This is a genomic window from Sphingomonas sp. A2-49, from assembly GCF_025548555.1.
GTDB lineage: Bacteria > Pseudomonadota > Alphaproteobacteria > Sphingomonadales > Sphingomonadaceae > Sphingomonas.
Window position 1 is genome coordinate 20,421 of record NZ_JAJLPA010000022.1, and the last position, 21,694, is coordinate 42,114.

18 protein-coding genes are annotated in these 21,694 nt (G+C 69.6%); 11 read left to right on the forward strand and 7 right to left on the reverse strand.

The genetic code is table 11. The features are described 5' to 3' along the window. Positions 1 to 9 precede the first annotated feature (9 nt). Both LPN01_RS15120 and LPN01_RS15125 read right to left on the reverse strand, forming a co-directional pair. Positions 10 to 693, reverse strand: a complete 684-nt coding sequence (locus LPN01_RS15120; protein ID WP_262829251.1) for a hypothetical protein — start codon at positions 691 to 693, stop codon at positions 10 to 12. Further along, positions 666 to 1,901, reverse strand: coding sequence for a TIGR04063 family PEP-CTERM/XrtA system glycosyltransferase (locus tag LPN01_RS15125; RefSeq protein ID WP_262829252.1), 1,236 nt, complete (start codon positions 1,899 to 1,901; stop codon positions 666 to 668). Before LPN01_RS15125 ends, LPN01_RS15120 begins: the two co-directional genes overlap by 28 nt. A gap of 137 nt (positions 1,902 to 2,038) precedes the next feature. Between LPN01_RS15125 and LPN01_RS15130 the strand changes: the two genes are divergently transcribed. Genes LPN01_RS15130 through LPN01_RS15140 form a run of 3 tightly spaced genes read left to right on the forward strand, consistent with a single transcriptional unit; the run spans position 2,039 to position 4,591 of the window. Further along, the gene (locus tag LPN01_RS15130; protein WP_262829253.1) at positions 2,039 to 2,191 is read left to right on the forward strand and encodes a hypothetical protein; all 153 of its coding nucleotides are present in this window, start codon (positions 2,039 to 2,041) and stop codon (positions 2,189 to 2,191) included. Next, positions 2,184 to 3,539: a putative O-glycosylation ligase, exosortase A system-associated gene (locus LPN01_RS15135; RefSeq protein WP_262829254.1), complete on the forward strand. Its 1,356-nt coding sequence runs from the start codon at positions 2,184 to 2,186 to the stop codon at positions 3,537 to 3,539. The genes LPN01_RS15130 and LPN01_RS15135 overlap by 8 nt, the downstream gene beginning before the upstream one ends. Next, a complete protein-coding gene (locus LPN01_RS15140; RefSeq protein ID WP_262829255.1) occupies positions 3,536 to 4,591 on the forward strand; it encodes an acyltransferase family protein in 1,056 nt (351 codons plus the stop codon). The genes LPN01_RS15135 and LPN01_RS15140 overlap by 4 nt, the downstream gene beginning before the upstream one ends. 22 nt (positions 4,592 to 4,613) lie before the next feature. Here LPN01_RS15140 and LPN01_RS15145 read toward each other — a convergent pair whose 3' ends face one another. After that, the gene (locus tag LPN01_RS15145; protein WP_262829256.1) at positions 4,614 to 5,180 is read right to left on the reverse strand and encodes a type 1 glutamine amidotransferase domain-containing protein; all 567 of its coding nucleotides are present in this window, start codon (positions 5,178 to 5,180) and stop codon (positions 4,614 to 4,616) included. A gap of 128 nt (positions 5,181 to 5,308) precedes the next feature. Between LPN01_RS15145 and LPN01_RS15150 the strand changes: the two genes are divergently transcribed. Together LPN01_RS15150 and LPN01_RS15155 are read left to right on the forward strand one after the other, a co-directional pair. Beyond that, on the forward strand, positions 5,309 to 6,337 hold the full coding sequence (locus tag LPN01_RS15150; protein WP_262829257.1) for a DNA topoisomerase IB: 1,029 nt from the start codon (positions 5,309 to 5,311) through the stop codon (positions 6,335 to 6,337). A gap of 11 nt (positions 6,338 to 6,348) precedes the next feature. Then, complete coding sequence (locus LPN01_RS15155) at positions 6,349 to 7,545, forward strand: mechanosensitive ion channel family protein (RefSeq protein ID WP_262829258.1); 1,197 nt, start codon at positions 6,349 to 6,351, stop codon at positions 7,543 to 7,545. Here LPN01_RS15155 and putA read toward each other — a convergent pair. Further along, positions 7,542 to 10,541, reverse strand: a complete 3,000-nt coding sequence (putA, locus tag LPN01_RS15160; protein ID WP_410482837.1) for a bifunctional proline dehydrogenase/L-glutamate gamma-semialdehyde dehydrogenase PutA — start codon at positions 10,539 to 10,541, stop codon at positions 7,542 to 7,544. The two genes, LPN01_RS15155 and putA, sit on opposite strands and share 4 nt — an antisense overlap. 160 nt (positions 10,542 to 10,701) lie before the next feature. On the opposite strand from putA, the gene LPN01_RS15165 reads away from it, so the two are divergent. The 3 genes from LPN01_RS15165 to LPN01_RS15175 all read left to right on the forward strand — a co-directional run bounded on the left by LPN01_RS15165 (position 10,702) and on the right by LPN01_RS15175 (position 13,186). After that, on the forward strand, positions 10,702 to 11,136 hold the full coding sequence (locus tag LPN01_RS15165; RefSeq protein WP_262829290.1) for a MaoC family dehydratase: 435 nt from the start codon (positions 10,702 to 10,704) through the stop codon (positions 11,134 to 11,136). Positions 11,137 to 11,167: 31 nt separating this feature from the next. Then, positions 11,168 to 12,346, forward strand: coding sequence for an acetyl-CoA C-acyltransferase (locus LPN01_RS15170; RefSeq protein WP_262829260.1), 1,179 nt, complete (start codon positions 11,168 to 11,170; stop codon positions 12,344 to 12,346). Between the two features lie 357 nt (positions 12,347 to 12,703). Continuing rightward, positions 12,704 to 13,186: a pyridoxamine 5'-phosphate oxidase family protein gene (locus LPN01_RS15175; protein ID WP_262829261.1), complete on the forward strand. Its 483-nt coding sequence runs from the start codon at positions 12,704 to 12,706 to the stop codon at positions 13,184 to 13,186. 78 nt (positions 13,187 to 13,264) lie between these two features. Here the strand turns inward: LPN01_RS15175 and LPN01_RS15180 are convergent, their stop codons facing one another. After that, positions 13,265 to 14,497: a polyhydroxyalkanoate depolymerase gene (locus LPN01_RS15180; protein WP_262829291.1), complete on the reverse strand. Its 1,233-nt coding sequence runs from the start codon at positions 14,495 to 14,497 to the stop codon at positions 13,265 to 13,267. A gap of 152 nt (positions 14,498 to 14,649) precedes the next feature. Here LPN01_RS15180 and LPN01_RS15185 point away from each other — a divergent pair, with 152 nt between their 5' ends. After that, a complete protein-coding gene (locus tag LPN01_RS15185; protein ID WP_262829262.1) occupies positions 14,650 to 16,419 on the forward strand; it encodes an ABC transporter transmembrane domain-containing protein in 1,770 nt (589 codons plus the stop codon). Positions 16,420 to 16,496: 77 nt separating this feature from the next. Then, positions 16,497 to 17,645: a saccharopine dehydrogenase family protein gene (locus LPN01_RS15190; protein WP_262829263.1), complete on the forward strand. Its 1,149-nt coding sequence runs from the start codon at positions 16,497 to 16,499 to the stop codon at positions 17,643 to 17,645. 40 nt (positions 17,646 to 17,685) lie between these two features. On the opposite strand, the gene LPN01_RS15195 is transcribed toward LPN01_RS15190, so the two are convergent. Continuing rightward, positions 17,686 to 18,015, reverse strand: a complete 330-nt coding sequence (locus LPN01_RS15195) for a hypothetical protein (protein WP_262829264.1) — start codon at positions 18,013 to 18,015, stop codon at positions 17,686 to 17,688. Beyond that, entirely contained in the window at positions 18,012 to 20,237 is a 2,226-nt protein-coding gene (locus LPN01_RS15200; protein WP_262829265.1) for a ribonuclease R family protein, read from the reverse strand. The genes LPN01_RS15195 and LPN01_RS15200 overlap by 4 nt, the downstream gene beginning before the upstream one ends. A 33-nt stretch (positions 20,238 to 20,270) precedes the next feature. On the opposite strand from LPN01_RS15200, the gene LPN01_RS15205 reads away from it, so the two are divergent. After that, positions 20,271 to 21,245: a rhodanese-related sulfurtransferase gene (locus tag LPN01_RS15205; RefSeq protein ID WP_410482835.1), complete on the forward strand. Its 975-nt coding sequence runs from the start codon at positions 20,271 to 20,273 to the stop codon at positions 21,243 to 21,245. The last annotated feature ends 449 nt before the right edge of the window (positions 21,246 to 21,694 follow it).

The following is a 21,694-nucleotide window of genomic DNA, read 5'->3' on the forward strand; positions in this document are numbered from 1 at the left end:
GGCGGCGGATCAGGCGCGCAACGGGCGGCGCGTCCCCTGCTCCAGCCGCATCAGCAGCGATTCGATCGACGGCGCCGCGGGCGATTCGGCCGGTGCACGCGGCAGTTCGACCGTCGTGATCCGTTCGCCATCGGCCAGGGCGAGGCGCGGCCGGAGCGGCGCGACCGGCCGCACCGGCTCGCGCGGCACGTCGGGGACGGCGCCGGGATGGAAGGCGGCGAGCGGCAGGTCGAGGTCGGCGGGGATCGGACGCACCGCCGGCGGCGGCGCTGGCGGGGGCAGCGGCGCCCCCAGGTCGGCCGCCGACATCGGCTTGCGGGCGGGGGCATCGGGATGCGTGTCGGCACGACGGAGCACGGGCACACCGGCCTCCGCCACCGGTCGCGGCGCCAGCAGGCCACCCGGCCCGAACAGCAGGAACAGGGCCGACCACGCCACCGCCGCCGCCACCGCGCCGACGCCGACCGCCAGCGCGGCATGCGCGGTCGCGCCGAGCGGCGGCGCCGCCATCGGCACCAGCGACGGCAGCCCGCTCCGCCATACCCAATCCTCCAGCACGTCGCGCGGCACCAACCGCACCGGCACCGCCGCGACGATTCCCGCGATCGCGCCACCCGCCGGCGCGATCCAGCGGTCGAGGCCGGCGAGGCGCCATGCGGGACGTTTCAGACTCGGGCTGGTGAACGCTGCCATGATCCATCCACTGTCGCGGCCGCCATCAGCCGCTGGTAAACGGGTTCGTAACGACAAATGTTTGACGACCAGTTACGCTCGGCGGCGACGAACGCCCGCCCCCGCGCGCGCCGCGCCGCCCAGCCGCTGCGGTCCGCGAGCAATCCGGCGAGCGCGGTGGCGATGGCGGCGGGATCGTCCGGGCGGAACAGCGTGCCGGTGTCGCCGTCGCGGATCAGTTCGCGATGTCCGCCGACGTCGGACGCCGCCACCAGACGCCCCTGCGCCATCGCCTCCAGCGGCTTGAGCGGCGTCACCAGATCGGTCAGCCGCATCGCCTTGCGCGGATAGGCCAGCACGTCGATCAGCGCGTAATAGCGCTCGACCTGCGCGTGCGGCACGCGGCCCGCGAAGCGGATCGCCGCCGCGGCGGGCGATGCCGCCGCCTGCGCGCGCAACGCCGCCTCCATCGGCCCGCCGCCGACCAGCAGCAGCCGCGCGCGCGGCCGCGCCGCGATCAGCGCGGGCATCGCCGCGATCAGGTCGTCGAGCCCTTCGTAATCGTAGAAGCTGCCGATGAAACCGATCGTCTCGGCATCGACCAGGTCCAGCGACGCGGCCAGCGCCGGATCCGGCGCGACGGGGTCGCCGAACAGCGTCAGGTCGACGCCGTTGGGCGACACCACGATCCTGTCCGCGGCGATGCCGCGCGCGATCAGGTCGTCGCGCAGGCCGTCGCAGATGACCGCGACCGCATCCGCGCGCCGCGCCGCCCAGCTCTCCAGCGCGCGCGTCGTGCGATATTTCAGCGACCCTTCGCGGCCCGTACCGTTGCCGACCGCCGCATCTTCCCAGAAGGCGCGGATCTCGTAGACCAGCGGCAGCCTGCGCGCGCGTGCGACCCGATACGCCGCGAGCGCATCGAGCACCGGCGAATGCGCGTGCAGGATGTCGGGACGGAAGGCATCGACGGCGGCATCGATCCGCCGGGCGAAGGCGGCGATCCCGGCCAGTTCCCCCATCACCCCCGGCCGTAACGGCGTGCGCGTACGATAGAAGGTCAGCCCGTCAACCGATTCGACCGCGTCGCCCGCGCCGCCGTGGCGCGGCCCGGTGACGGCCGCGACCTGCCAGCCGCGCTGTTCCTGCGCCTTCAGGATCGCGCGCGTGCGAAAGGTGTAGCCGCTCTGCAGCGGCAGTCCGTGGTCGAGGACGTGGAGGATGCGCATCGCCGCCGCATGCCACGCCGGCGCTTAATGCCGCGTCAACCGCCCCCCTCCGCGGACGTCCCGCCGGACTTAACGCGGCATCAACCCGGGTCCGCTATCGCTCGCCCGGCCCGTACGCAAAGGAGCGCCGCGACACCATGATCGACACGCTGTCGCTCGCCCTGACGCACGGACTGATGCTGCTCGCGGCCTGGCTGCTGCTGCGCCGCCCCGATCTCGATTCCGAAGCGCCGCCGCCGCGGCACTGGCGTGCGCGTGGCAAGCCGGCGGAGCCGCCCGCCGGTGCGTGACCTGTTCTTCGTCGCATTCCTCGTCGCGATCTTCGCGATGGGGCTGCGCCGGCCGTTCGTGCTCGTGCTCGCCTATGTCTATATCGACATCGTCTCGCCGCAGCGGCTGACCTATATCCTGCTCAACACCGTTCCGATTTCGCTGATCGCGGTGACGCTGGCGGTCGGCGGCTGGATGGCGATGGATGCGAAGGCGGACAGCCGCTTCACCCCGCGCCAGGGGCTGATGCTGGTGCTGCTGCTCTATTGCTGGGCGACGACGGGCGGCGCCGATTTCCCGATCGACGCGCACGACAAATGGGACTGGGTATGGAAGTGCCTGGCGTTCGCGGCCTTCCTGCCGCTGACGCTGCGCACGCGGCTGCGGATCGAGGCGCTGCTGCTGTTCATGATCCTGTCGGCCGCATCGATCATCATCGTCGGCGGGATCAAGACCGCCGCAGGCGGCGGCGGCTATGGCCAGCTCGACCTGATGGTGAACAACAATTCGGGCCTGTACGAAGGCAGCACGATCTCCACCGTCGCTATCGCGATCGTGCCGCTGATCGCGTGGTTCATGCGGTTCGGCACGATCTTCCGCCCCGACTGGCGGGTAAAGGGCTTCTGCCTGTGCCTGATCTTCGCCTGCCTGCTGATCCCGGTCGGCACGTCGACGCGCACCGGTCTGCTGTGCATCGTCCTCGTCGCGCTGCTGTCGCTGCGCAACGCGCGGCGCAAGCTGCTCTATCTGGCTATGATCGCCGCGGCGGCGGTGATCGCGGTGCCGTTCCTGCCCGCGAGCTTCACCGACCGGATGAGCACGATCAAGAGCCACGACGCCGACGAATCCGCCTCCACGCGGCTCGCCGTGTGGCAGTGGACGATCGACTATGCGAAGGCGCATCCGTTCGGCGGCGGGTTCGAGGCGTATCGCGGCAACCATATCCGCTACGAGATCCGCAAGACCGATGGCGCCGGCCCGTCCCCGGGGGTGACCGAACAGGCGGTGACCGACAAGGCCCGCGGCTATCACAGCGCCTATTTCGAGATGCTCGGCGAACAGGGCTATATCGGGCTCGCGCTATGGCTGGCGATCAGCCTCACCGGCGTCGCGCGGATGGAGGTGCTGCGCCGCCGCTATCGCGATCCGGACGGCGAATTCGCCTGGGCGGGCCCGCTTGCCGCCGCGTTGCAGACCGCGCATCTCGTCTACCTGCTCGGGGCGGCGTTCATCGCGATCGCGTTCCAGCCCTTCGTCTACATGCTCATCGGTGCGCAGATCGGGCTCGATTCGTATCTGGCGCGCCGACGCGCCGACACCGCGCGCGTGCCGATGCGCGCGCCCCGCGCCGCGCCGCAGCCGGCATGACCGAATTGCGCGCGCTGACCGGCGCCCGCGGCGTCGCGGCGTGGCTGGTCGTATTCTACCACATCCGCGGCGGCATTGCGGACCTGCCGCCCGCGATCGAGACGCTGCTGGCCAAGGGTTATCTGGCGGTCGACTTCTTTTTCCTGTTGTCCGGTTTCGTCATCTGGCTGACGTGGCACGATCGGCTGCGGGCGCCGGGCGCGATCCCGCTGTTTCTCCGCAAGCGGATCGCGCGCGTCTGGCCGTTGCACGCGACGATGCTCGCCTGCGCGGTCGCGCTCGCGCTGCTGCTCCGCGCGACCGGCCGGCACGACCCGGCGTTTCCCTTCGCGGAGCTGCCGCTGCATGTGCTGCTGGTGCAGAACTGGGGCGGTACCGACATGCTGCGGTGGAACGATCCGGCGTGGTCGATCAGCTGCGAATTCGCCGCCTATCTCGCCTTCCCGCTGCTGGTCCTCGCGGTCGACTGGCGGCGGCTGCCGGGCTGGGGACTGGCGGCAACGATCGCCGTCCTGCTGGTGGCGCTCCATCTCGCGATGCGCGGCGCGGCGTCGCTGGGGAGCGACATCCCCCGCTTAGGACTGGTCCGCTGCCTCGCCGAATTCGCGACCGGGACGCTCGTCGCCGCATTGTATCTGCGCAGGCCGTCGCCGGCGTGGCCCCTCGCGGTCGCTGCGATCGCCGCAGGCGGCTGGGCGCTGGGCGTGCCCGAGACGCTGGCGGTCCCCGCGATGTTCGCCGCGGCGCTGCTCGCGCTGGCGCTCACCGCAGGGCGACCGCACCATCCGCTGGAGGGCCGTGCGGTCCATGCGCTGGGCGTGGTCAGCTACGCCACCTATCTGTCGCATTTCCTGCTGTGGAAGGCGTTCCGACTGCCGCTCGGCGGCTCGTCCCTGTCGATGTCGCTGATCGCGCTGTACCTTGCGCTGGTGCTCGCCGCGTCCTTCGTACTGTATCGGCTGGTCGAGAGGCCGGCCCAGCGCCTGCTCGCCACGCCGCGGCCCGGGGCGCGGCCCCGGCGCGGTCGCGGTGGACGGGTGACGCAGCCCTAGACGCCGCGCCACCCGCGCCGGATCAGGCGTCCTCGCTTTCCTCCGCCAGCTCTTCGGCCAGCGCGTCGAGGATCGCCGCGTTGAACGCGGGAATGTCGTCGGGCTTGCGGCTGGTGATGAGGTTGCCGTCGACCACTACCGCTTCGTCGACCACGTCCGCGCCGGCATTCTCGAGGTCGGTGCGCACCGACGGCCAGCTCGTCACGCGCCGTCCGTCGACCACGTCCGCCTCGACCAGCAGCCACGGCGCGTGGCAGATCGCGGCGACGATCTTGTCGTCCTCCATGAATTCGGTGACGATCTCGACCGCGCGCTCCTGAAGCCGCAGCTTGTCGGGGTTGCCGACGCCGCCCGGCAGCACCAGCGCATCGTAATCGCCGGTATCGACGTCGTCGAGCGTCAGGTCGGGCGTGATGCTCTCGCCCTTTTCATCGTCGTTGACGACACCGCGGATCGGGTCCGTGGTGATCGAGGCCAGCGTCAGGGTGACGCCCGCATCCAGCAGCGCCTGCCGCGGCTTGAACAATTCGTCCTGTTCGAAGCCGTTCGTCGCGATCATCAGCACGCGCGCTTGCGATAGGTCGGCCATGTCGGGGTAACTCCTGTGGTGGGGTGCCGTCCCTCAACCCCCGCCCGCCCCGCCATGTTCCGGTGGCGCGCCGGAACACACCGCATCCCCTGCGCATTTCCGAACGACCTGCCGAAAGGACACGCCGCGTGGCATCACGGATCACCTATTGCGACGATTCCAGACCGGGCATCACCCGCAGGAAGGTCCGCAACGGCTGGGCCTATTACAGCCCCGACGGCGAGCGCATCACCGATCGCGACGAAATCGACCGGCTCAACGCCGTCGGCCTGCCCCCCGCCTATCGCGATGCCTGGTATTGCCCGAAGGCCAACGGCCATATCCAGGCGGTCGGCTGGGACGAAAAGGGCCGCAAGCAATATCGCTACCACACCGGCTTCCGCGAGGCGCAGGAGGCGGCGAAATACGAGAAATGTGCCGACTTCGGTCATTGCCTGCCACGGCTGCGCAAGCGGGTGGAGGCGGACCTGTCCGCGCGCGGGCTGCACCGCGACCGCGCGATCGCCGCGGTCGTCCGGCTGCTCGATATCGGCCATATCCGCGTCGGCAACGAAGCCTATGCGCAGGCGAACGAAAGCTATGGCGCGACGACGCTGCGCAAGGAACACGGATCGGTCCGCGGCAACACGCTCAAGCTGCGCTACAAGGGCAAGTCCGGGCGCACGCGCGACATGACGGTGACCGACAGGCGGCTCGCCGCGACGGTCCGCAAGATGCAGGACCTCGACGAACAGCACCTGTTCGCCTGGGTCGACGCGGACGGCGAGGCGCATCCGGTCACCTCGTCCGACGTCAACGACTATATCCGTACCGCCACCGGGGGCGATTTCACCGCCAAGCATTTCCGCACCTGGGGTGCCAGCGTCACGGCATTCGAGGCGCTCGCCAACGCCGAGGCGGACCTCAGCCTGAAGGCCATGCTCGAACCCGTGGTCGAGCGACTGGGCAATACGCCCGCCATCGCGCGCAAGAGCTACGTTCACCCCGCGCTCATCGCCCTCGTGAAAAAGGGGCAGCAGAGGTTCCGCACGGCGCTGCGCCTGCCGCGCTCCGCCCGCTATCTGAGCCGGGAGGAACGCGGGCTGATCGCCTTCCTCGAAACCGGGCAGGACCCGGTCGCGGCCGCAACGCCGCCCGCCCTGAAGGCGGCCGCCTGAAAAGAGTATCGATGACGACCAGCAACACCGCCGCCAGCGCGCCGATCCTCGATGCCGGCACCGTCCAGGACCAGATCGGCGAACTCTACCGCGCGAGCGAGATCTGGCTGCACACCCACTGGCTCCAGATCCTCATCGCCTTCGGCATCGGTTCGGTGATCGTCGTCGCGCTGCACGGCCTGCGCCGGCTCGGCCAGCGCCTCTGCGGCAAGCCGCTCGGCGACCCGGCGCTCGGCACGGCGGCGACGCGGCGCGGCTGGGGCACGATCATCGGGCGGGCGATCACGCGGACGAACAACTTCTTCATCGTCATGCTCGCGGCCAAGCTGGTCGTCGGTTATGCCGGCGCGCCGAGCCAGGTCGCGACGACCGTCAATTTCCTGTGGACGGTGGCATCGGTGTTCCAGGCCGCGATCTGGGCGCGCGAACTGATCCTCGGCGCGATCGAACATCGCACCAGCAGCGAACATTACAGCGGCGAGGCGCTGCTGAGCGCGATGGGGCTGATCCGGCTGCTCGTCACCGTCGCGCTGTTCGCGGTCGCGCTGGTCGTCGTGCTCGACAACCTCGGCGTCAACGTCACCGGCCTGATCGCCGGGCTGGGCGTCGGTGGCATCGCCATCGGCCTTGCCGCACAGGGCATCTTCGGCGATTTGTTCGCGGCGCTCGCCATCATCTTCGACCGCCCGTTCCGCCGCGGCGACAAGATCAGCTACGGCACCACCAGCGGCGTCATCGAATCGATCGGGCTGAAAAGCACGCGCATCCGCGCCTTTACCGGCGAGCTGCGCGTCATCAGCAACAAGCAGTTGCTGGACAAGGAAATCCAGAACACCAGCGTGCGCGACCACATCCGCATCCAGTTCACGATCGGCGCGGCCTACGAAACCCCGCCCGACGCGCTCGCCCGCATCCCGGCGATGCTGCGCGAGATCGCCGAAGGCGAAGGCGGCAAGGTGGCGCGCTCCAGCTTCGAAAGCTTCGGCGCGTCGAGCCTCGACTTCGTGCTGCAATTCGACATTCCCGGCGACGACTGGGCCACCGCGCATCCGATGCGCGACCGTGTGATGGTCGCCATCATGACCCGCTTCGCGGCGGAGGGGATCGTCATCCCGTACCCGACGCAGACGACCTACACCGCGGCCCCCGACGGGACGCTGGTGATGCCATATGCGGCAACGGCGGCGGCGGCGGCGCCCTCCTCCTAGAGTCCCCCCTCGTCCAGCGACAGCAGCGACGCATTGCCGCCCGCCGACGTGGTGTCGACCGACACGGCGCGCTCGGCGCAGAAGCGGTACAGGTAATGCGGGCCGCCCGCCTTGGGGCCGGTGCCCGACAGCCCCTCGCCGCCGAACGGCTGCGATCCCACCACCGCGCCGATCATCGACCGGTTGATGTAGAGGTTGCCGACCGCCGCCGCCGCCTCGGTCACCTCGGCGGCGCGCGCGATGCGGCTGTGCAGCCCCATGGTCAGGCCATAGCCCTTGGCATTGACCCGCGCGATCGTCTCCGACAGCGTGCCGGCGGGCCATGTCGCGACGTGCAGGATCGGGCCGAACCACTCACGGTCGAGATCCTCGATCCGGTCGAGGCGCACCAGCGTCGGCGGCACGAACAGGCCGTCCGCGGGCGCGTCGAGCGTCTTCAGGGTGCGGGCCGAGACGCTGGCGCGATAGTCCATCAGCCGGTCGTACGAAGCCCGGTCGATCACCGGGCCGACGTCGGTCGCGGGATCGGCGGGATCGCCCAGCCGCAGCGTGTCCATCGCCCCCTTCAGCATGTCGATCACCGTGTCGGCGACATCCGCCTGCACCAGCAGCAGCCGCAACGCCGAACACCGTTGCCCCGCCGAACGGAACGACGAGGTGACGACATCGGCGACCACCTGTTCGGGCAGCGCCGTCGAATCGACGATCATCGCATTGATCCCGCCGGTTTCGGCGATCAGCGGCACGATCGGGCGATCGTCGTCCTGCACCAGCGTCCGCGCGATGCGCTTGGCGGTCGCGGTCGATCCGGTGAAGGCGACGCCGGCGACGCGCACGTCGGCGGTCAGCGCCGCGCCGACCTCCGGCCCGCCGGTGACCAGCACCAGCGCATCCGCCGGCACGCCTGCGCGGTGCGCCAGCGCGACCGCGACCCGCGCGATTTCCGGCGTCTGCGGTGCGGGCTTGGCGACGACGGTATTCCCCGCGACCAGGGCCGCGACGGTCTGGCCCAGGAAGATCGCGAGCGGGAAGTTCCACGGCGCGATCGTCGCCCACACGCCGCGCCCCTCGATATGCAGCATGTTGCGTTCGCCGGTCGGACCCGGCAGCTCGACCGCGCGCAGCCGCGCGCGCGCCTCGCCCGCATAATAGCGACAGAAGTCTGCCGCCTCGCGCACCTCGCCGATCGCGTCCGGAATCGTCTTGAACGCCTCCTGCACGCAGATCGCCATCAGCCGGTCGCGGTGCTCCTCGACCAGGTCGGCGAGCCGTTCGAGACAGGCGGCGCGATCGTCCACCGGCGTGGCCGACCAGGCGGGAAAGGCGGCGTGCGCGCGGCCGATGGCATGGGCAACGTCGCCCTCACCTTTTCCATGGCCTTCGGCAGCGGGCCCCTTCCCCGTCCCGACGGGAGAGGACGGGAGCGGCGTAGCCGCGGAAGGGCGAGGGTAAACGGGCTGCTTTACCGCCGCCACCGCCGCCTCCAGCGTCGCGACGTCGCTCAGGTCCAGCCCGCGCGAATTGCGATGTCCTGGCGCGAACAGGTCTTTCGGCAACGGGATGCTGGGATGCCGCGCGCCGCCGACCGCGGCGATCTTCGCCACCGGATCCGCCAGGATCTCGTCCTCGCTCAGCCGCGCATCGGCCAGCTGGTGCACGAAACTGGAGTTCGCGCCGTTTTCCAGCAGGCGCCGGACCAGATAGGCGAGCAGGTCGCGGTGACCGCCGACGGGCGCGTAGATGCGACAGTGATAGCCGTTCTCGCGCACCAGCCGCTCGTAAAGGCCGTCACCCATGCCGTGCAGCCGCTGGAATTCGAAATCGCGCGAATTGCCCGCCCATTCCAGGATCGTCGCGACGGTCAGCGCATTGTGGCTGGCAAAGGCGGGGCGGATGTTCTCCGCCGCCAGCATGTCCTTCGCCACCGCCAGATAGGATACGTCGGTCGCCGCCTTGCGGGTGAAGAGCGGATAGTCGGCCAGCCCCTCGACCTGCGTGCGCTTGATCTCGCTGTCCCAATAGGCGCCCTTGACCAGCCGCACGTTCATGATCCGGTCGAGCCCGTTCGCCCAGGCGACCACCGGCCGCGCGCGCTTGCCATAGGCCTGCACCGCCATGCCGAACCCATCCCAACCCTTCAGCGAGGGCAGCGCGGCGACGGCACCGATGATGTCGAGGCTCATCTCGAGCCGTTCGGATTCCTCGGCATCGACGGTCAGCGCGATGCCCTTGTCCGCCGCCTGCACCGCCAGCGCCTCCAGCATCTCGGTCAGCGCGGGCACGCACTCGCTCCACCGCGCCACCTCGTAGCGCGGGTGCAGCGCCGACAGCTTGACCGACACCGAATGCCCCGCCGCGGGGTCGCTGCCCACCGCCTCGATCGCGCCGACGTACGACTGGAAATAGCGCTCGCCGTCGGCGAACGTGCGCGCCGCCTCGCCCAGCATGTCGAAACTGGCAGTGAAGCCCTTGTTCTCGCCGCGCTTCATCCGTCGCATCGCCTCGTCGATGGTGCGCCCCATCACGAAGATCTCGCCCATCGTCTTCATGGCGGTGCCGACCGCCTGGCGCACGAACGGCTCGCCTGCCCGGCTGATGAGGCGCCGCAGCGGGCCCGACGGCCCCTCGCCGACCAGGACGCGTCCGACGACCAGGCCCCAGGTCGCGGTGTTGACCAGCTTGCTGTTCGACCGCCCGGCATGACTGCGCCAGTCCGCATCGCCCAGCTTGTCCGCGATCAGCAGGTCGGCGGTTTCGGGATCGGGCACGCGCAGGAACGCCTCGGCGAGGCTGAGCAGCGCGACGCCCTCCGACGAATTCAGCCGGTATTCCTGCAGGAACTGGTTCACCCACCCGCGGTTCTGCGCGGCGCGCAGGTCGGCGAGCAGCCCCGATGCGTGGCCGACGATCCGCTGGCGCGAATCGGGCGAGGTCGACGCCCGGTCCAGCAGGGACTTTAGAACATCGGGTTCGCTGGCGCGGTACAGTTGCGCCATGGATTTGCGGGCAGCGGACGTAGCGGCAGAGGACATGTTCAAGCTTTCGGTCGGTCGAGGCTTGCGAGGGACACCCTCCCGCGCCTAGAGGATGGCCCGCGTCTAGCGCCAAAATGTGTTGGAGGGGAATCCCGTGACGACGACGATCACCGCGGAAGAGATGAAGGCCAGGATCGGCACCGAGACCGTGTCCGACTGGGTCGAGGTGACGCAGGCGATGATCGACACGTTCGCCGACGCCACCGGCGACCACCAGTTCATCCACGTCGATCCCGTCGCCGCCGCCGCGACCCCGTTCGGCGGCACGATCGCGCACGGCTTCCTGACGCTGTCGCTGATGCCGCTGCTGTCGTCGAAGGTGCCGGACATGCCGCGGCTGGCGGGCGCCAAAATGGGCGTGAACTACGGTGGCAACAGTGTCCGCTTCCTCACCCCCGTCCCCTCTGGCAGCCGCGTGCGCGGCCGGTTCACGCTGATCGCGTTCGACGAGAAGCGCCCGGGCCAGTTCCAGCAGACCAATGCGTTCACCGTCGAGATCGAGGGGGTCGAGAAACCCGCGATGGTCGCCGAGTGGATCAGCCAGATCTTCGTCTAACCGTCATCCATCGTCACTGGGAGGATCCCTCATGCGCTCCGCCGTCATCGTCTCCACCGCCCGCACCCCGATCGGCCGCGCCTATCGCGGCGCCTTCAACGCCACGACGCCACAGGCGCTCGCCGGCCATGCCATCGCCCATGCCGTCCAGCGCGCGGGGATCGAGGGGGCGGAGGTGGACGACGTCGTGCTCGGCGCGGCGCTCCAGCAGGGGCATCAGGCGGGCAACATCGCCCGTCAGGCCGCGCTGCGCGCCGGCCTGCCGACGTCGGTGTCGGGCATGTCGCTCGACCGGCAATGCGCCAGCGGCCTGATGGCGATCGCCACCGCCGCGAAGCAAATCATCGTCGACGGCATGGACATCGCCGTCGGCGGCGGCGTCGAGAGCATCAGCATGGTCCAGACGCCGCAGATGCGCGTCGCCCCGGACAAGGAGCTGATCGCGATGCACGGCGACATCTACATGCCGATGCTCCAGACCGCGGAGACGGTGGCGAAGCGCTACGGCATCGGGCGCGAGGCGCAGGACGCCTATGGCCTCCAGTCGCAGCAGCGCACCGCCGCCGCGCAGGCCGCGGACAAGTTCGACGACGAGATCGTCGCCATGGCGGCGACGATGAACGTCGTCGACAAGGCGACCAAGGAGGTCAGCACCCGGGACGTCACGCTGTCGAAGGACGAGGGCAACCGCGCCGACACGACGCTGGAAGGGCTTCAGGCGCTCCAGCCCGTCCTCGGCCCCGATGCCGTCATCACCGCGGGCAACGCCAGCCAGCTGTCGGACGGCGCATCGGCATCGGTGCTGATGGAGGAAGGCGTCGCCGCCGCGCGGGGGCTGACCCCGCTCGGCCGCTACGTCGGCATGGCGGTCGCCGGCACCGAGCCGGACGAGATGGGGATCGGCCCGGTCTATGCCATCCCCAAGCTGTTGAAAGCCAATGGCCTGACGATGGACGACATCGGCCTGTGGGAACTCAACGAGGCATTCGCGGTGCAGGTCCTCTATTGCCGCGACACGCTCGGCATTCCCGACGACCTGCTCAACGTCAACGGCGGCGCGATCTCGATCGGCCACCCCTATGGCATGTCGGGCGCGCGGATGACTGGCCACGCGCTGATCGAGGGCAAGCGCCGCGGCGCCCGGTACGTCGTCGTGACGATGTGCATCGGCGGCGGCATGGGCGGCGCGGGATTGTTCGAAGTGCTGTAACTTGAACTTCGTTGCGCGAAACGATATCACGATGCGCGGCCACTTCACGAACTGGCCTCTGTAGAGCCCCGGTCGTTGCAGCGATCGGGGCTCAATGCGTTTGGGGCCTGGATTGCAGTCCAGACTCCGCCCGGCGCCTTATCGGTGGCGTGCCACTTCGATGATCTTCAGGACGAAGGTCCCGAAGGCGAAGAGCAAACCGAGGATGAGGCACAGATCGGCAAGTTTCACGAACTCATTCCTCTGTAGCGACGGCGGGATTGCCGCCACCGGCCATCGTGGCCGATGCGGCCCCATCGCGCAACCAACCCGGGTGGCGCTCGTTCTCCCGCCAACCCCACACGCAGGAGACGACGCATGGCCGATCACGACAGCCCGCAGGAAATCGCCGCCAAGTTCCTCGACAAGCTGAAGAGCAGCCCCTTCGTGATGATCGGGCTGAACGACGGCGCGCATTCCGAGCCGATGACGGCGCAGATCGACGACGATCAGCCCAACACGCTGTTCTTCTTTTCCGGCCGCGACAACCGTATCGCCAAGGGTGGCGACGCGATGGCGCAATTCGTCGGCAAGGGGCACGATTTCTTCGCCTGCCTCGCCGGCACCGTCACGCGCGACGACGACCGCGCGCAGATCGACAAGCTCTGGAACAACCAGGTCGACGCCTGGTTTCCGGGCGGCAAGGACGATCCCAACGTGACGCTGCTGCGCTTCGACATCGACAGTGCCGAACTGTGGGAAACCGACATCTCGATCTCCGGACGGGTCAAGATGCTGTTCGGCGGTGCGATCCGCGGCGATGAATCGAGCAGCCACGCCGTGGTCGATTCGGTCGCCTGACCCATGGCGGGGTGGTCCCGCAGGCCATCCCGAACCAATCCACCGGGGAGCGGTGCCACAGGCGCCGCTCCCGTCGGGTCAGCCGTGGGTCGCCATCCATTCCTCGACCACCGGCGCGACGTGGTTGCGCCATTTCGAGCCGTTGAAGATGCCGTAATGCCCGGCCCCCTCGGCCATCAGGTATCGCTTGCGGTCGTCGGACAGGTTGGTCGCCAGCGTCAGCGCGGCGCGCGTCTGGCCCAGCCCCGAAATGTCGTCGCGCTCGCCCTCGATCGCCAGCACCGCGACGTCGGTGATCGCCCCCGGATCGACGCGGCGGCCACGGTGCATCATCTCGCCCTTCGGCAACGCATGCGTCTGGAAGACGAGATCGACCGTCTGGAGATAGAATTCCGCGGTCATGTCGCAGACCGAGCGATATTCCTCGTAGAAGCTCTTGGTCGCATCGGCGCTCTCGCCGTCGCCCTGGACCAGATGTTTGAACATCTCCCAATGCGACACCATGTGGTTGCCGAGGTTCATTGACATGAAGCCGGCGAGCTGGAGGAACCCCGGATAGACCTTCCGGCCGGCGCCCGGATACATCATCGGCACCTTGACGACGACGTTCTGCTCGAACCAGGCATGCGGCCGTTCGGTCGCCAGCGTGTTGACCGCGGTCGGCGCCTCGCGCGTGTCGACCGGGCCACCCATCATCGTCAGCGTCTTGGGTCGGCAGGGATGCTTGTCCGCGCTCATCAGCGCGACCGCGGCATAGCAGGGCACCGAGGGCTGGCAGACCGCGAGCATGTGCGTGCCGCCCTGCCCTTCGTTCGGGCCGATCGCCTCCATGAACGCGACGAGGTAATCGATATAGTCGTCGAGGTCGAAACGGCCATCGGTCAGCGGCACCAGCTTCGCGTCGCGCCAGTCGGTGATATAGACCTCCGCGGTCGGCAGCATCCGCTCGACCGTTCCGCGCAGCAGCGTGGCGAAATGGCCCGACATCGGCGCGACGATCAGCAGTTTCGGCCCCGTCTCGACGCCCTCGCGGCGGAAGCGCTTCAGCTGGCCGAACGGCTTCTGGAGCACGATCTCCTCATGCACCGCGACCTCGCGACCCTCGATCGTCGTATGCGTCAGGCCGAAGGCGGGCTTGCCCCGCGTGGCGGATGCATGGGCGAAGACCTCCAGCGCCGACCCGATCAGCGAACCACCGCCGCCATAGGACCAGGGATTGGCCGGATTGCGCATCCAGTCCGCACCGAAGGTCGCCATGGCGCTGGCGCCGGCGAGCATCGATCGCTGCATTTCATAGGCATCGTAGAGCATGCTGATATCTTCACCCATGTCAGGTTGACGTATAGGTAACGCAAAGCGCGTGCCTGGCAATGTGCCTAAACGCACCAGAAGCCGGATAGGCCCCCCGACCGTCCCGCGCCGGGGCGTTGAGCGCCCCTGCCGCGACTGCTAGGCGCTTCGCGATGGCCAAACCTCCCGTTCCAACCAACCGCCGCCTCGGCGACCTGCGTCTCGTGGCGGAACGCGTGCTCGCCTATCCGCGGCACCTCGCGATGGCGCTCGCCGCGCTGGCTACGACATCGGCGGCGACGATCGGCATCCCCTACGGGTTCAAGCGGGTGATCGATCGCGGCTTCGCCCCCGGCGGCGGCGAGACGGTGGCCTCGTCGTTCCACTATCTGCTGATGATCGTCGCGGTGCTCGCGGTCGCGACGGCGATCCGCTTCTATTTCGTGTCGTGGCTGGGCGAACGCGTGGTCGCCGACATCCGGACGCGGGTACAGGCGCATCTGCTCGGCCTCACCCCGCGCTTCTTCGAAGAGAACCGGCCGTCGGAAATCGCGTCGCGACTGACGTCCGATACCGCGCTGATCGAGAGCGTCGTCGGCAGCACGGTCAGCATCGCGCTGCGCAACACCTTCACCGGCGTCGGCGGCATGATCTATCTGTTCACGCTCTCGCCGAAGCTTGCGGGCATGTTGCTGCTGGGCATCCCGCTCATCATCCTGCCGGTGACCGTGCTCGGCCGCCGCATCCGCAACCTGTCGCGCACGTCGCAGGACCGCGTGGCGGACGTCGGCTCGCTCGTCACCGAAACGCTGGGCGCGATGAAGATCGTGCAGGCGTTCGGCCAGGAACCGCGTGAGGCGCAGCGCTTCACCGCCGCGGTCGACGCGACGTTCGCCGCCGCGAAGACGCGGATCGCGCTGCGTGCGGTGATGACCGCCATCATGATCTTCCTGATCTTCGGCTCGATCACGCTCGTGCTGTGGGAGGGCGCGACCGACGTCGCCGCGGGGCGGATCACCGGCGGCGCGATCGCCGCCTTCGTGCTGACGGGCGGGATCGTCGCCGGCGCGTTCGGTGCCTTGACCGAGGTCTATGGCGACCTGCTCCGCGGTGCGGGCGCGGCGAGCCGCCTTGCCGAACTGCTCGCCGAACGGCCGGAGATCACGCGCCCCGCCACCCCGATCCCCCTGCCGGTGCCGGTCAGCGGCGCGCTGACGTTCGACCGCGTCCGCTTCCATTACCCGACCCGGCCGGAGGTCGCGGCGCTCGACGCCTTCTCGCTCGCCATCCGCCCCGGCGAGACGGTGGCGGTGGTGGGGCCGTCGGGCGCGGGCAAGTCGACGCTGTTCCAGCTGGCCGAGCGCTTCTACGACCCCGCCGAGGGGCAGGTGCTGCTCGACGGCGTCGAACTGCGCGAGGCGGATCCGGCGGCGATCCGGGCGCAAATCGCGATGGTGCCGCAGGATACCGTGATCTTCGGCGCCAGCGCGCGCGACAACCTGCGCTACGGCGACTGGCAGGCGAGCGACGAGGCGCTGTGGGCGGCGGCGGAGGCGGCCAATGCCGCCGATTTCCTGCGCGCGCTGCCGCAGGGGCTGGACACCAACCTCGGCGAGGGCGGTGCACGCCTGTCGGGCGGCCAGCGCCAGCGCGTGACGATCGCGCGCGCGCTGCTGCGCGATGCCCCTATCCTGCTGCTCGACGAGGCGACCAGCGCGCTCGACGCGGAAAGCGAGCGGCTGGTGCAGCAGGCGCTGGAGCGGCTGATGGAGAACCGCACCACGCTGGTGATCGCACACCGGCTGGCGACGGTGCGCGCGGCGCAGCGGATCATCGTCATGGACGAAGGCCGCATCGTCGAGGAAGGGACCCACGCCAGCCTGATCGGTCAGGACGGCCTGTACGCCCGCCTCGCCCGGTTGCAGTTCAGCGAGGCGGCATAGCGGCATCCCGCCGCCCGCATCTTGATCCCGCCGCACCCGAAGCGCATGACGTGCGCGTCAAGCCAAGGGAGAGAGCAATGCGCGACTATGACATCATCGTCTATGGCGCGACCGGCTTCACCGGGCGGCTGGTCGCCGAATATCTCGTCCAGCAGGGCGTCGGCCGCTGGGCGATGGCGGGGCGCAGCCGTGCCAAGCTCGAGTCGGTGCGCGACCTGATCGGCGCGCCGGCCGACACGCCGCTGGTCGTCGCGGACGCCGACGATCCCGCCTCGCTCGGCGCGATGGCCGCATCGACCGCGGTCGTGCTGACGACGGTCGGGCCCTACCAGCTGTACGGCGAGCCGCTCGTCGCCGCCTGCGTCGCGGCGGGCACCGCCTATGTCGACCTGTGCGGCGAGCCCGCCTGGATGCGCCGGATGATCGACGCGCATCACGTCGATGCCCAGCGAACCGGCGCGCGCATCGTCTTTTCCTGCGGGTTCGATTCGATCCCCTTCGATCTCGGCGTCCAGACGTTGCAGGAGTGCGCGCGCGTCAAATACGGCCGGCCGGCACCGCGCGTGAAGGGTCGCGTGCGCGCGATGCAGGGCGGTTTTTCCGGCGGCACCGCGGCCAGCCTGAAGGCGACGCTGGCCGCCGCGGCGCGGGATCCGTCGATCCTCGGCCTGCTGGCCAGCCCGTTCGCGCTGACGCCGGGGTTCAGCGGACCGCACCAGCCGACCGGACTGCTGCCGGAGTTCGACGCGACGCTCAACACCTGGGTCGCGCCCTTCATCATGGCGGCGATCAACACGAAGAACGTGCACCGCACCAACTTCCTGCTCGACCACCCCTATGGCCGCGACTTCGTCTACGACGAGATGATGGTCGCGGGGCTCGGCGATATGGGCAAGGCCGCGGCGGAGGCGATCGCGCGGCTCAATCCGCTGGCGAGCGACAAGGGCCCGAAGCCCGGCGAAGGGCCGAGCAAGGACGAGCGCGACAACGGCCATTACGACCTGCTGTTCGTCGGGCTGATGCCGGACGGGGCGCGGTTCGACGCCGTCGTCACCGGCGATCGCGATCCGGGCTATGGCTCGACCAGCAAGATGATCGCCGAAACCGCCCGCTGCCTGCTGGAGACGGAGGGCGCGGGCGGCGTCTGGACGCCCGGCGCGCTGCTCGGCAAGTCGCTGCGCGACCGGTTGCAGGACAAGGCGGGACTGACCTTCACGGCGGGGTGATTGCGGGGGTCGGGAACAGGCGAAGGTTACGCGACCACCCTCACCCCCGGTAGAACAGCACCGCCACCGCCGCGACCAGCAGTGCCACGATCAGCATCACCGGCACGCTGCGCGCCCGGCGTGCCGCGGCGGCGGCCTCATAGGCGTCCATGTCGAAATAGAACCGCCCCGCCCGGGGCATCCGGATCGAACCGTCGGCGATCATCGCCGCGAACGCCTTCGCCTCGCGCGCATCCGCGGGCACGAACGCGATCGCGTCGTCGGCGGTGACCGCGCGCACCTCGACGAAGTGCGGGGCGATGCTGCCCCTGACCAGATACCGGTCGCGCACCGTGCCGCGCGCGGGCTCGCGGACCAGCCGGCCGGTCACCGCCGCTTGCCCTGATGGCGGATGTTCTGCGGCCGGCCGCGGTGCTTGATGACGCGGTCCTTGCGACCCGAGCCGAGGTGCCGCGGCCCCGGCGCCGCGCCCTTGCCGCCGGGCAGCTCGAAGCGCAGCGCGCCCGACACCGGGTTCGCCTCCGCCAGCCGCAGGTCGATGCGCTGGCCGAGCGCATATTCCTCGCCGCTCTGCTCGCCGATCAGCTTGCGCGCCGCCTCGTCGAAGCGGAAATATTCGCCGCCGAGGTCGCGTACCGGCATCAGTCCGTCGCCGCCGATCCCCTCGACCGTCGCGAAGAAGCCGTAGTTCTGCACGCCGGTGATCCGCGCCGCGACCGTTTCGCCGACGCGTTCCGAGAGGAATGCGGCGACGTAGCGGTCGATCGTGTCGCGCTCCGCCTCCATCGCGCGGCGCTCGAGGCCGCTGATCGTCGTCCCGATCTGCTCCATCGCCTCGGCATCCGCCGCGGTCAGACCGCCCGGACCCAGCGCATAGGCGCCGACCAGCGACCGATGCACGACGAGGTCGGCGTAGCGCCGGATCGGCGAGGTGAAATGCGCGTAGGAGCCGAGGCTCAGGCCGAAATGCCCCTGGTTCGCCGGCGCATAATAGGCCTGGGTCTGCGTCCGCAGCACCTGCTCCATCACTTGCGGCCGGAAGTCGGCGTCGCCGACGCGGGCGAGCACGTGGTTGAACGTCGCCGGGCGGATCACCTGCCCCAGCGCGAAGGCGACGTCGAAGGTTTCCAGATAGTCCTTCAGCGCGACGAGCTTCTCGCGGCTGGGCGGTTCGTGCACGCGGTACATCACCGGTGCCTTCTTCGCCTCCAGCGCCTTCGCCGCGGCGACGTTGGCGGCGATCATGTAATCCTCGATCAGCCGGTGCGCGTCCAGCCGCTCGCGCGGAGCGACCGACATGATCCGCCCCATCTCGTCGAGCACCACCCGGCGTTCGGGCAGGTCGAGATCGAGCGGTTCGCGCGCGTCGCGCGCCTTGGCGAGCGCACGCCAGCACGCCCAGAGCGGTGCCAGCACCGTGTCGGTCAGCGGATGGGCCAAGTCGCCGTCGATCGCCGCCTGCGCATGCTCATAGGCGAGGTTCGCCGCGATCCGCACCCGCGCGCGGGTGAACCGCCAGTGCAGGAGCTTGCCGTTCCGGTCGATGCGCAGGTGACACGCGAGCGCGGCGCGATCCCCGCCCTCCTTCAGCGAACACACCTCGGCGGACAGGATCTCGGGCAGCATCGGCACGACGCGATCGGGGAAATAGACCGAATTGCCGCGCCGCCGCGCCTCGCGGTCGATCGACGATCCGGGGCGGACATAGAAGCTGACGTCGGCGATCGCGACGACGGCCTGCCATCCGCCGGCGTTGCCCGGATCGTCGTCGGGTGCCGCCCAGACGGCATCGTCGTGGTCGCGCGCATCGATCGGATCGATCGCGACGATCGGCAGGTGCGTCAGGTCCTCGCGATCGTCGCCCAGCGGCTGCGCCGACACCCGCGTCGCCTCGTCCAGCGTCTCGCCCGAAAACACGTCGGGGATGCCGAGCTTGTGGATGGCGATCAGCGAGAAGCTGCGCGGCGCGAACGGATCGCCCAGCCGCTGTACGACCCGGACCGCGATCCGCGGCGGCCGGCCCGTCATTTCCGCCATCACCAGGTCGCCCGCCTCCGCGTCGGCGACGTCGGACACCGGGAATTCGCGCCGGTCCTTCTTCTCGACGCCGGTCAGCCAGAACCGGTCGCCGTCGCGGCGCAGCACGCCCAGCACCTGTTCCGATGCCTTGGCGAGCACCTTCATCGGATGCGCGATCCAGCCCTTGCCGGCCTCCTCGGTGCGCGCGAGGATGCGCTCGCCGATCCCCAGCGCGCCGCGCTTTCGCTCCCGCACGCGCAGCCGCGGCGGCGGCGTCTCCGCCTCCCACCGGTCCGGCACCGCCCAGACGGTGCCGCCATCGTCGACGTCGGCGATGCGCAACACCGTGACCTTGGGCAGCCCGCCCATCTTGTGAAAGGCGCGGCCGGGGGCGCCGTCGATCAGCCCCTCGTCCGCCATGTCCTTCAGCAGCGCCTTCAGCGCGATCTTTTCCTGCGCGGTCAGACCGAACGCCTTGGCGATCTCGCGCTTGCCGGCCGGGACGTCGGAGCGTTCGATGAAATCGAGGATCTGCGCCTGCGTCGGCAGGCCCGTTCTGGTTTTCTTTATCACGTACGGGAGATAGGGGGCCGGAGGCGATCCGTCATGCGCGATCTTTGCGCGCGCGGCGCCAAGCCGCTAAGGGCGCTCGCCATGCCGCCGATCCGCGTTTGCGCGCTCTACCGCTTTACCCCGTTCGACGATCCCGCCGCGCTGCGGGAACCGTTGCTCGCTGCGTGCGAGGCCGCGGGCGTGCGCGGCACGCTGCTGCTGGCGCACGAGGGGATCAACGGCACCATCGCCGGGTCCGCTACGGGGGTCGACGCGGTGCTGACGCACATCCGCGCGCTGCCGGGCTGCGCGACGCTCGACGTCAAGGATTCGCGCGCCGGGACGATGCCCTTCCACCGCACCAAGGTGCGCGTGAAGCGCGAGATCGTGACGATGGGCGAACCGGCGATCGATCCGCTCGACGCGGGTCATTACGTCGACCCCGCCGACTGGAACGCGCTGATCGCCGACCCGCGGACGGTGCTGATCGACACTCGCAACGATTACGAGGTCGCGGTCGGCACGTTCGCGGGCGCGATCGATCCCGACACGCGGACGTTCCGCGATTTTCCCGCCTGGTTCCGGACGCATCGCGAGGCGCTGCTCGCCGGGGACCGTCAGGTCGCGATGTTCTGCACCGGCGGCATCCGGTGCGAGAAGGCGACCGCCTTCCTGAAGGCGGAGGGCGTCGATGCGGTCTTTCACCTGAAGGGGGGCGTGCTCAAATATCTGGAACAGGTGCCGGCGGCGGACAGCGCATGGACCGGCGAATGCTTCGTCTTCGACGAGCGTGTCGCGGTCGGCCACGGCCTGACGCCGGGCACGCACGGCCTGTGCCGCGCCTGCCGGATGCCGGTGTCCGAGGCGGATCAAGCCTCGCCCCTGTACGAGGAAGGCGTGCGCTGCCCGCGCTGCGCCGGCACGCGCGACGACGCCGATCGTGCGCGTTACGCCGAGCGGCACCGCCAGGCTCTGCTGGCGGACGCACGAGGCGAGGCGCATGTCGGGCGGCGCTACCCGGACGAATAGCCCTGCCGCGCCGACCATCGACGATCGTCATTGCGGTGCGGGAGGGATCGATACACGCAGACGTTGCGCCCCGAGATCCCACGTCACGTCTATGGTTTCCCGCCTGCACGGGAAAAAGGGCGGATCGGGATACGTCGTCGTCCCAGCGCTCGAGGGGAGGACGTGAAAAGGCCTGACGCGCAACACGCCGCCCTCGTCATCCCCGCGCAGGCGGGGATCCATAGACGCTGACGTCGCTGCTCAAGTCTCCACAGCGCGGCTATGGATTCCCGCCTTCGCGGGAATGACAACGGGAGAGGAATGGCGCCGGCGTGCCCGTGGATTCCTGCCTGCGCGGGAGAAAGGGCGGACCAGAATACACCGTCGTCCCAGGGGCCGCCTCCCTGCGTCATCCCAGCGCTCGACGGGAGGACGTGGACTGGCCAGGCAAGCAACACGCCGCCCTCGTC

Coding starts and splice junctions, on each gene's coding strand:
- LPN01_RS15140 (WP_262829255.1), top strand. CDS start 3,536: ATGACCGAATTGCGCGCGCTGACCGGCGCCCGCGGCGTCGCGGCGTGG.
- LPN01_RS15165 (WP_262829290.1), top strand. CDS start 10,702: ATGAAGGCCAGGATCGGCACCGAGACCGTGTCCGACTGGGTCGAGGTG.
- LPN01_RS15190 (WP_262829263.1), top strand. CDS start 16,497: ATGCGCGACTATGACATCATCGTCTATGGCGCGACCGGCTTCACCGGG.
- LPN01_RS15120 (WP_262829251.1), bottom strand. CDS start 693: ATGGCAGCGTTCACCAGCCCGAGTCTGAAACGTCCCGCATGGCGCCTC.
- LPN01_RS15205 (WP_410482835.1), top strand. CDS start 20,271: ATGCGCGATCTTTGCGCGCGCGGCGCCAAGCCGCTAAGGGCGCTCGCC.
- LPN01_RS15180 (WP_262829291.1), bottom strand. CDS start 14,497: ATGCTCTACGATGCCTATGAAATGCAGCGATCGATGCTCGCCGGCGCC.
- LPN01_RS15145 (WP_262829256.1), bottom strand. CDS start 5,180: ATGGCCGACCTATCGCAAGCGCGCGTGCTGATGATCGCGACGAACGGC.
- putA (WP_410482837.1), bottom strand. CDS start 10,541: ATGGCGCAACTGTACCGCGCCAGCGAACCCGATGTTCTAAAGTCCCTG.
- LPN01_RS15185 (WP_262829262.1), top strand. CDS start 14,650: ATGGCCAAACCTCCCGTTCCAACCAACCGCCGCCTCGGCGACCTGCGT.
- LPN01_RS15130 (WP_262829253.1), top strand. CDS start 2,039: ATGATCGACACGCTGTCGCTCGCCCTGACGCACGGACTGATGCTGCTC.
- LPN01_RS15125 (WP_262829252.1), bottom strand. CDS start 1,901: ATGCGCATCCTCCACGTCCTCGACCACGGACTGCCGCTGCAGAGCGGC.
- LPN01_RS15155 (WP_262829258.1), top strand. CDS start 6,349: ATGACGACCAGCAACACCGCCGCCAGCGCGCCGATCCTCGATGCCGGC.
- LPN01_RS15175 (WP_262829261.1), top strand. CDS start 12,704: ATGGCCGATCACGACAGCCCGCAGGAAATCGCCGCCAAGTTCCTCGAC.
- LPN01_RS15170 (WP_262829260.1), top strand. CDS start 11,168: ATGCGCTCCGCCGTCATCGTCTCCACCGCCCGCACCCCGATCGGCCGC.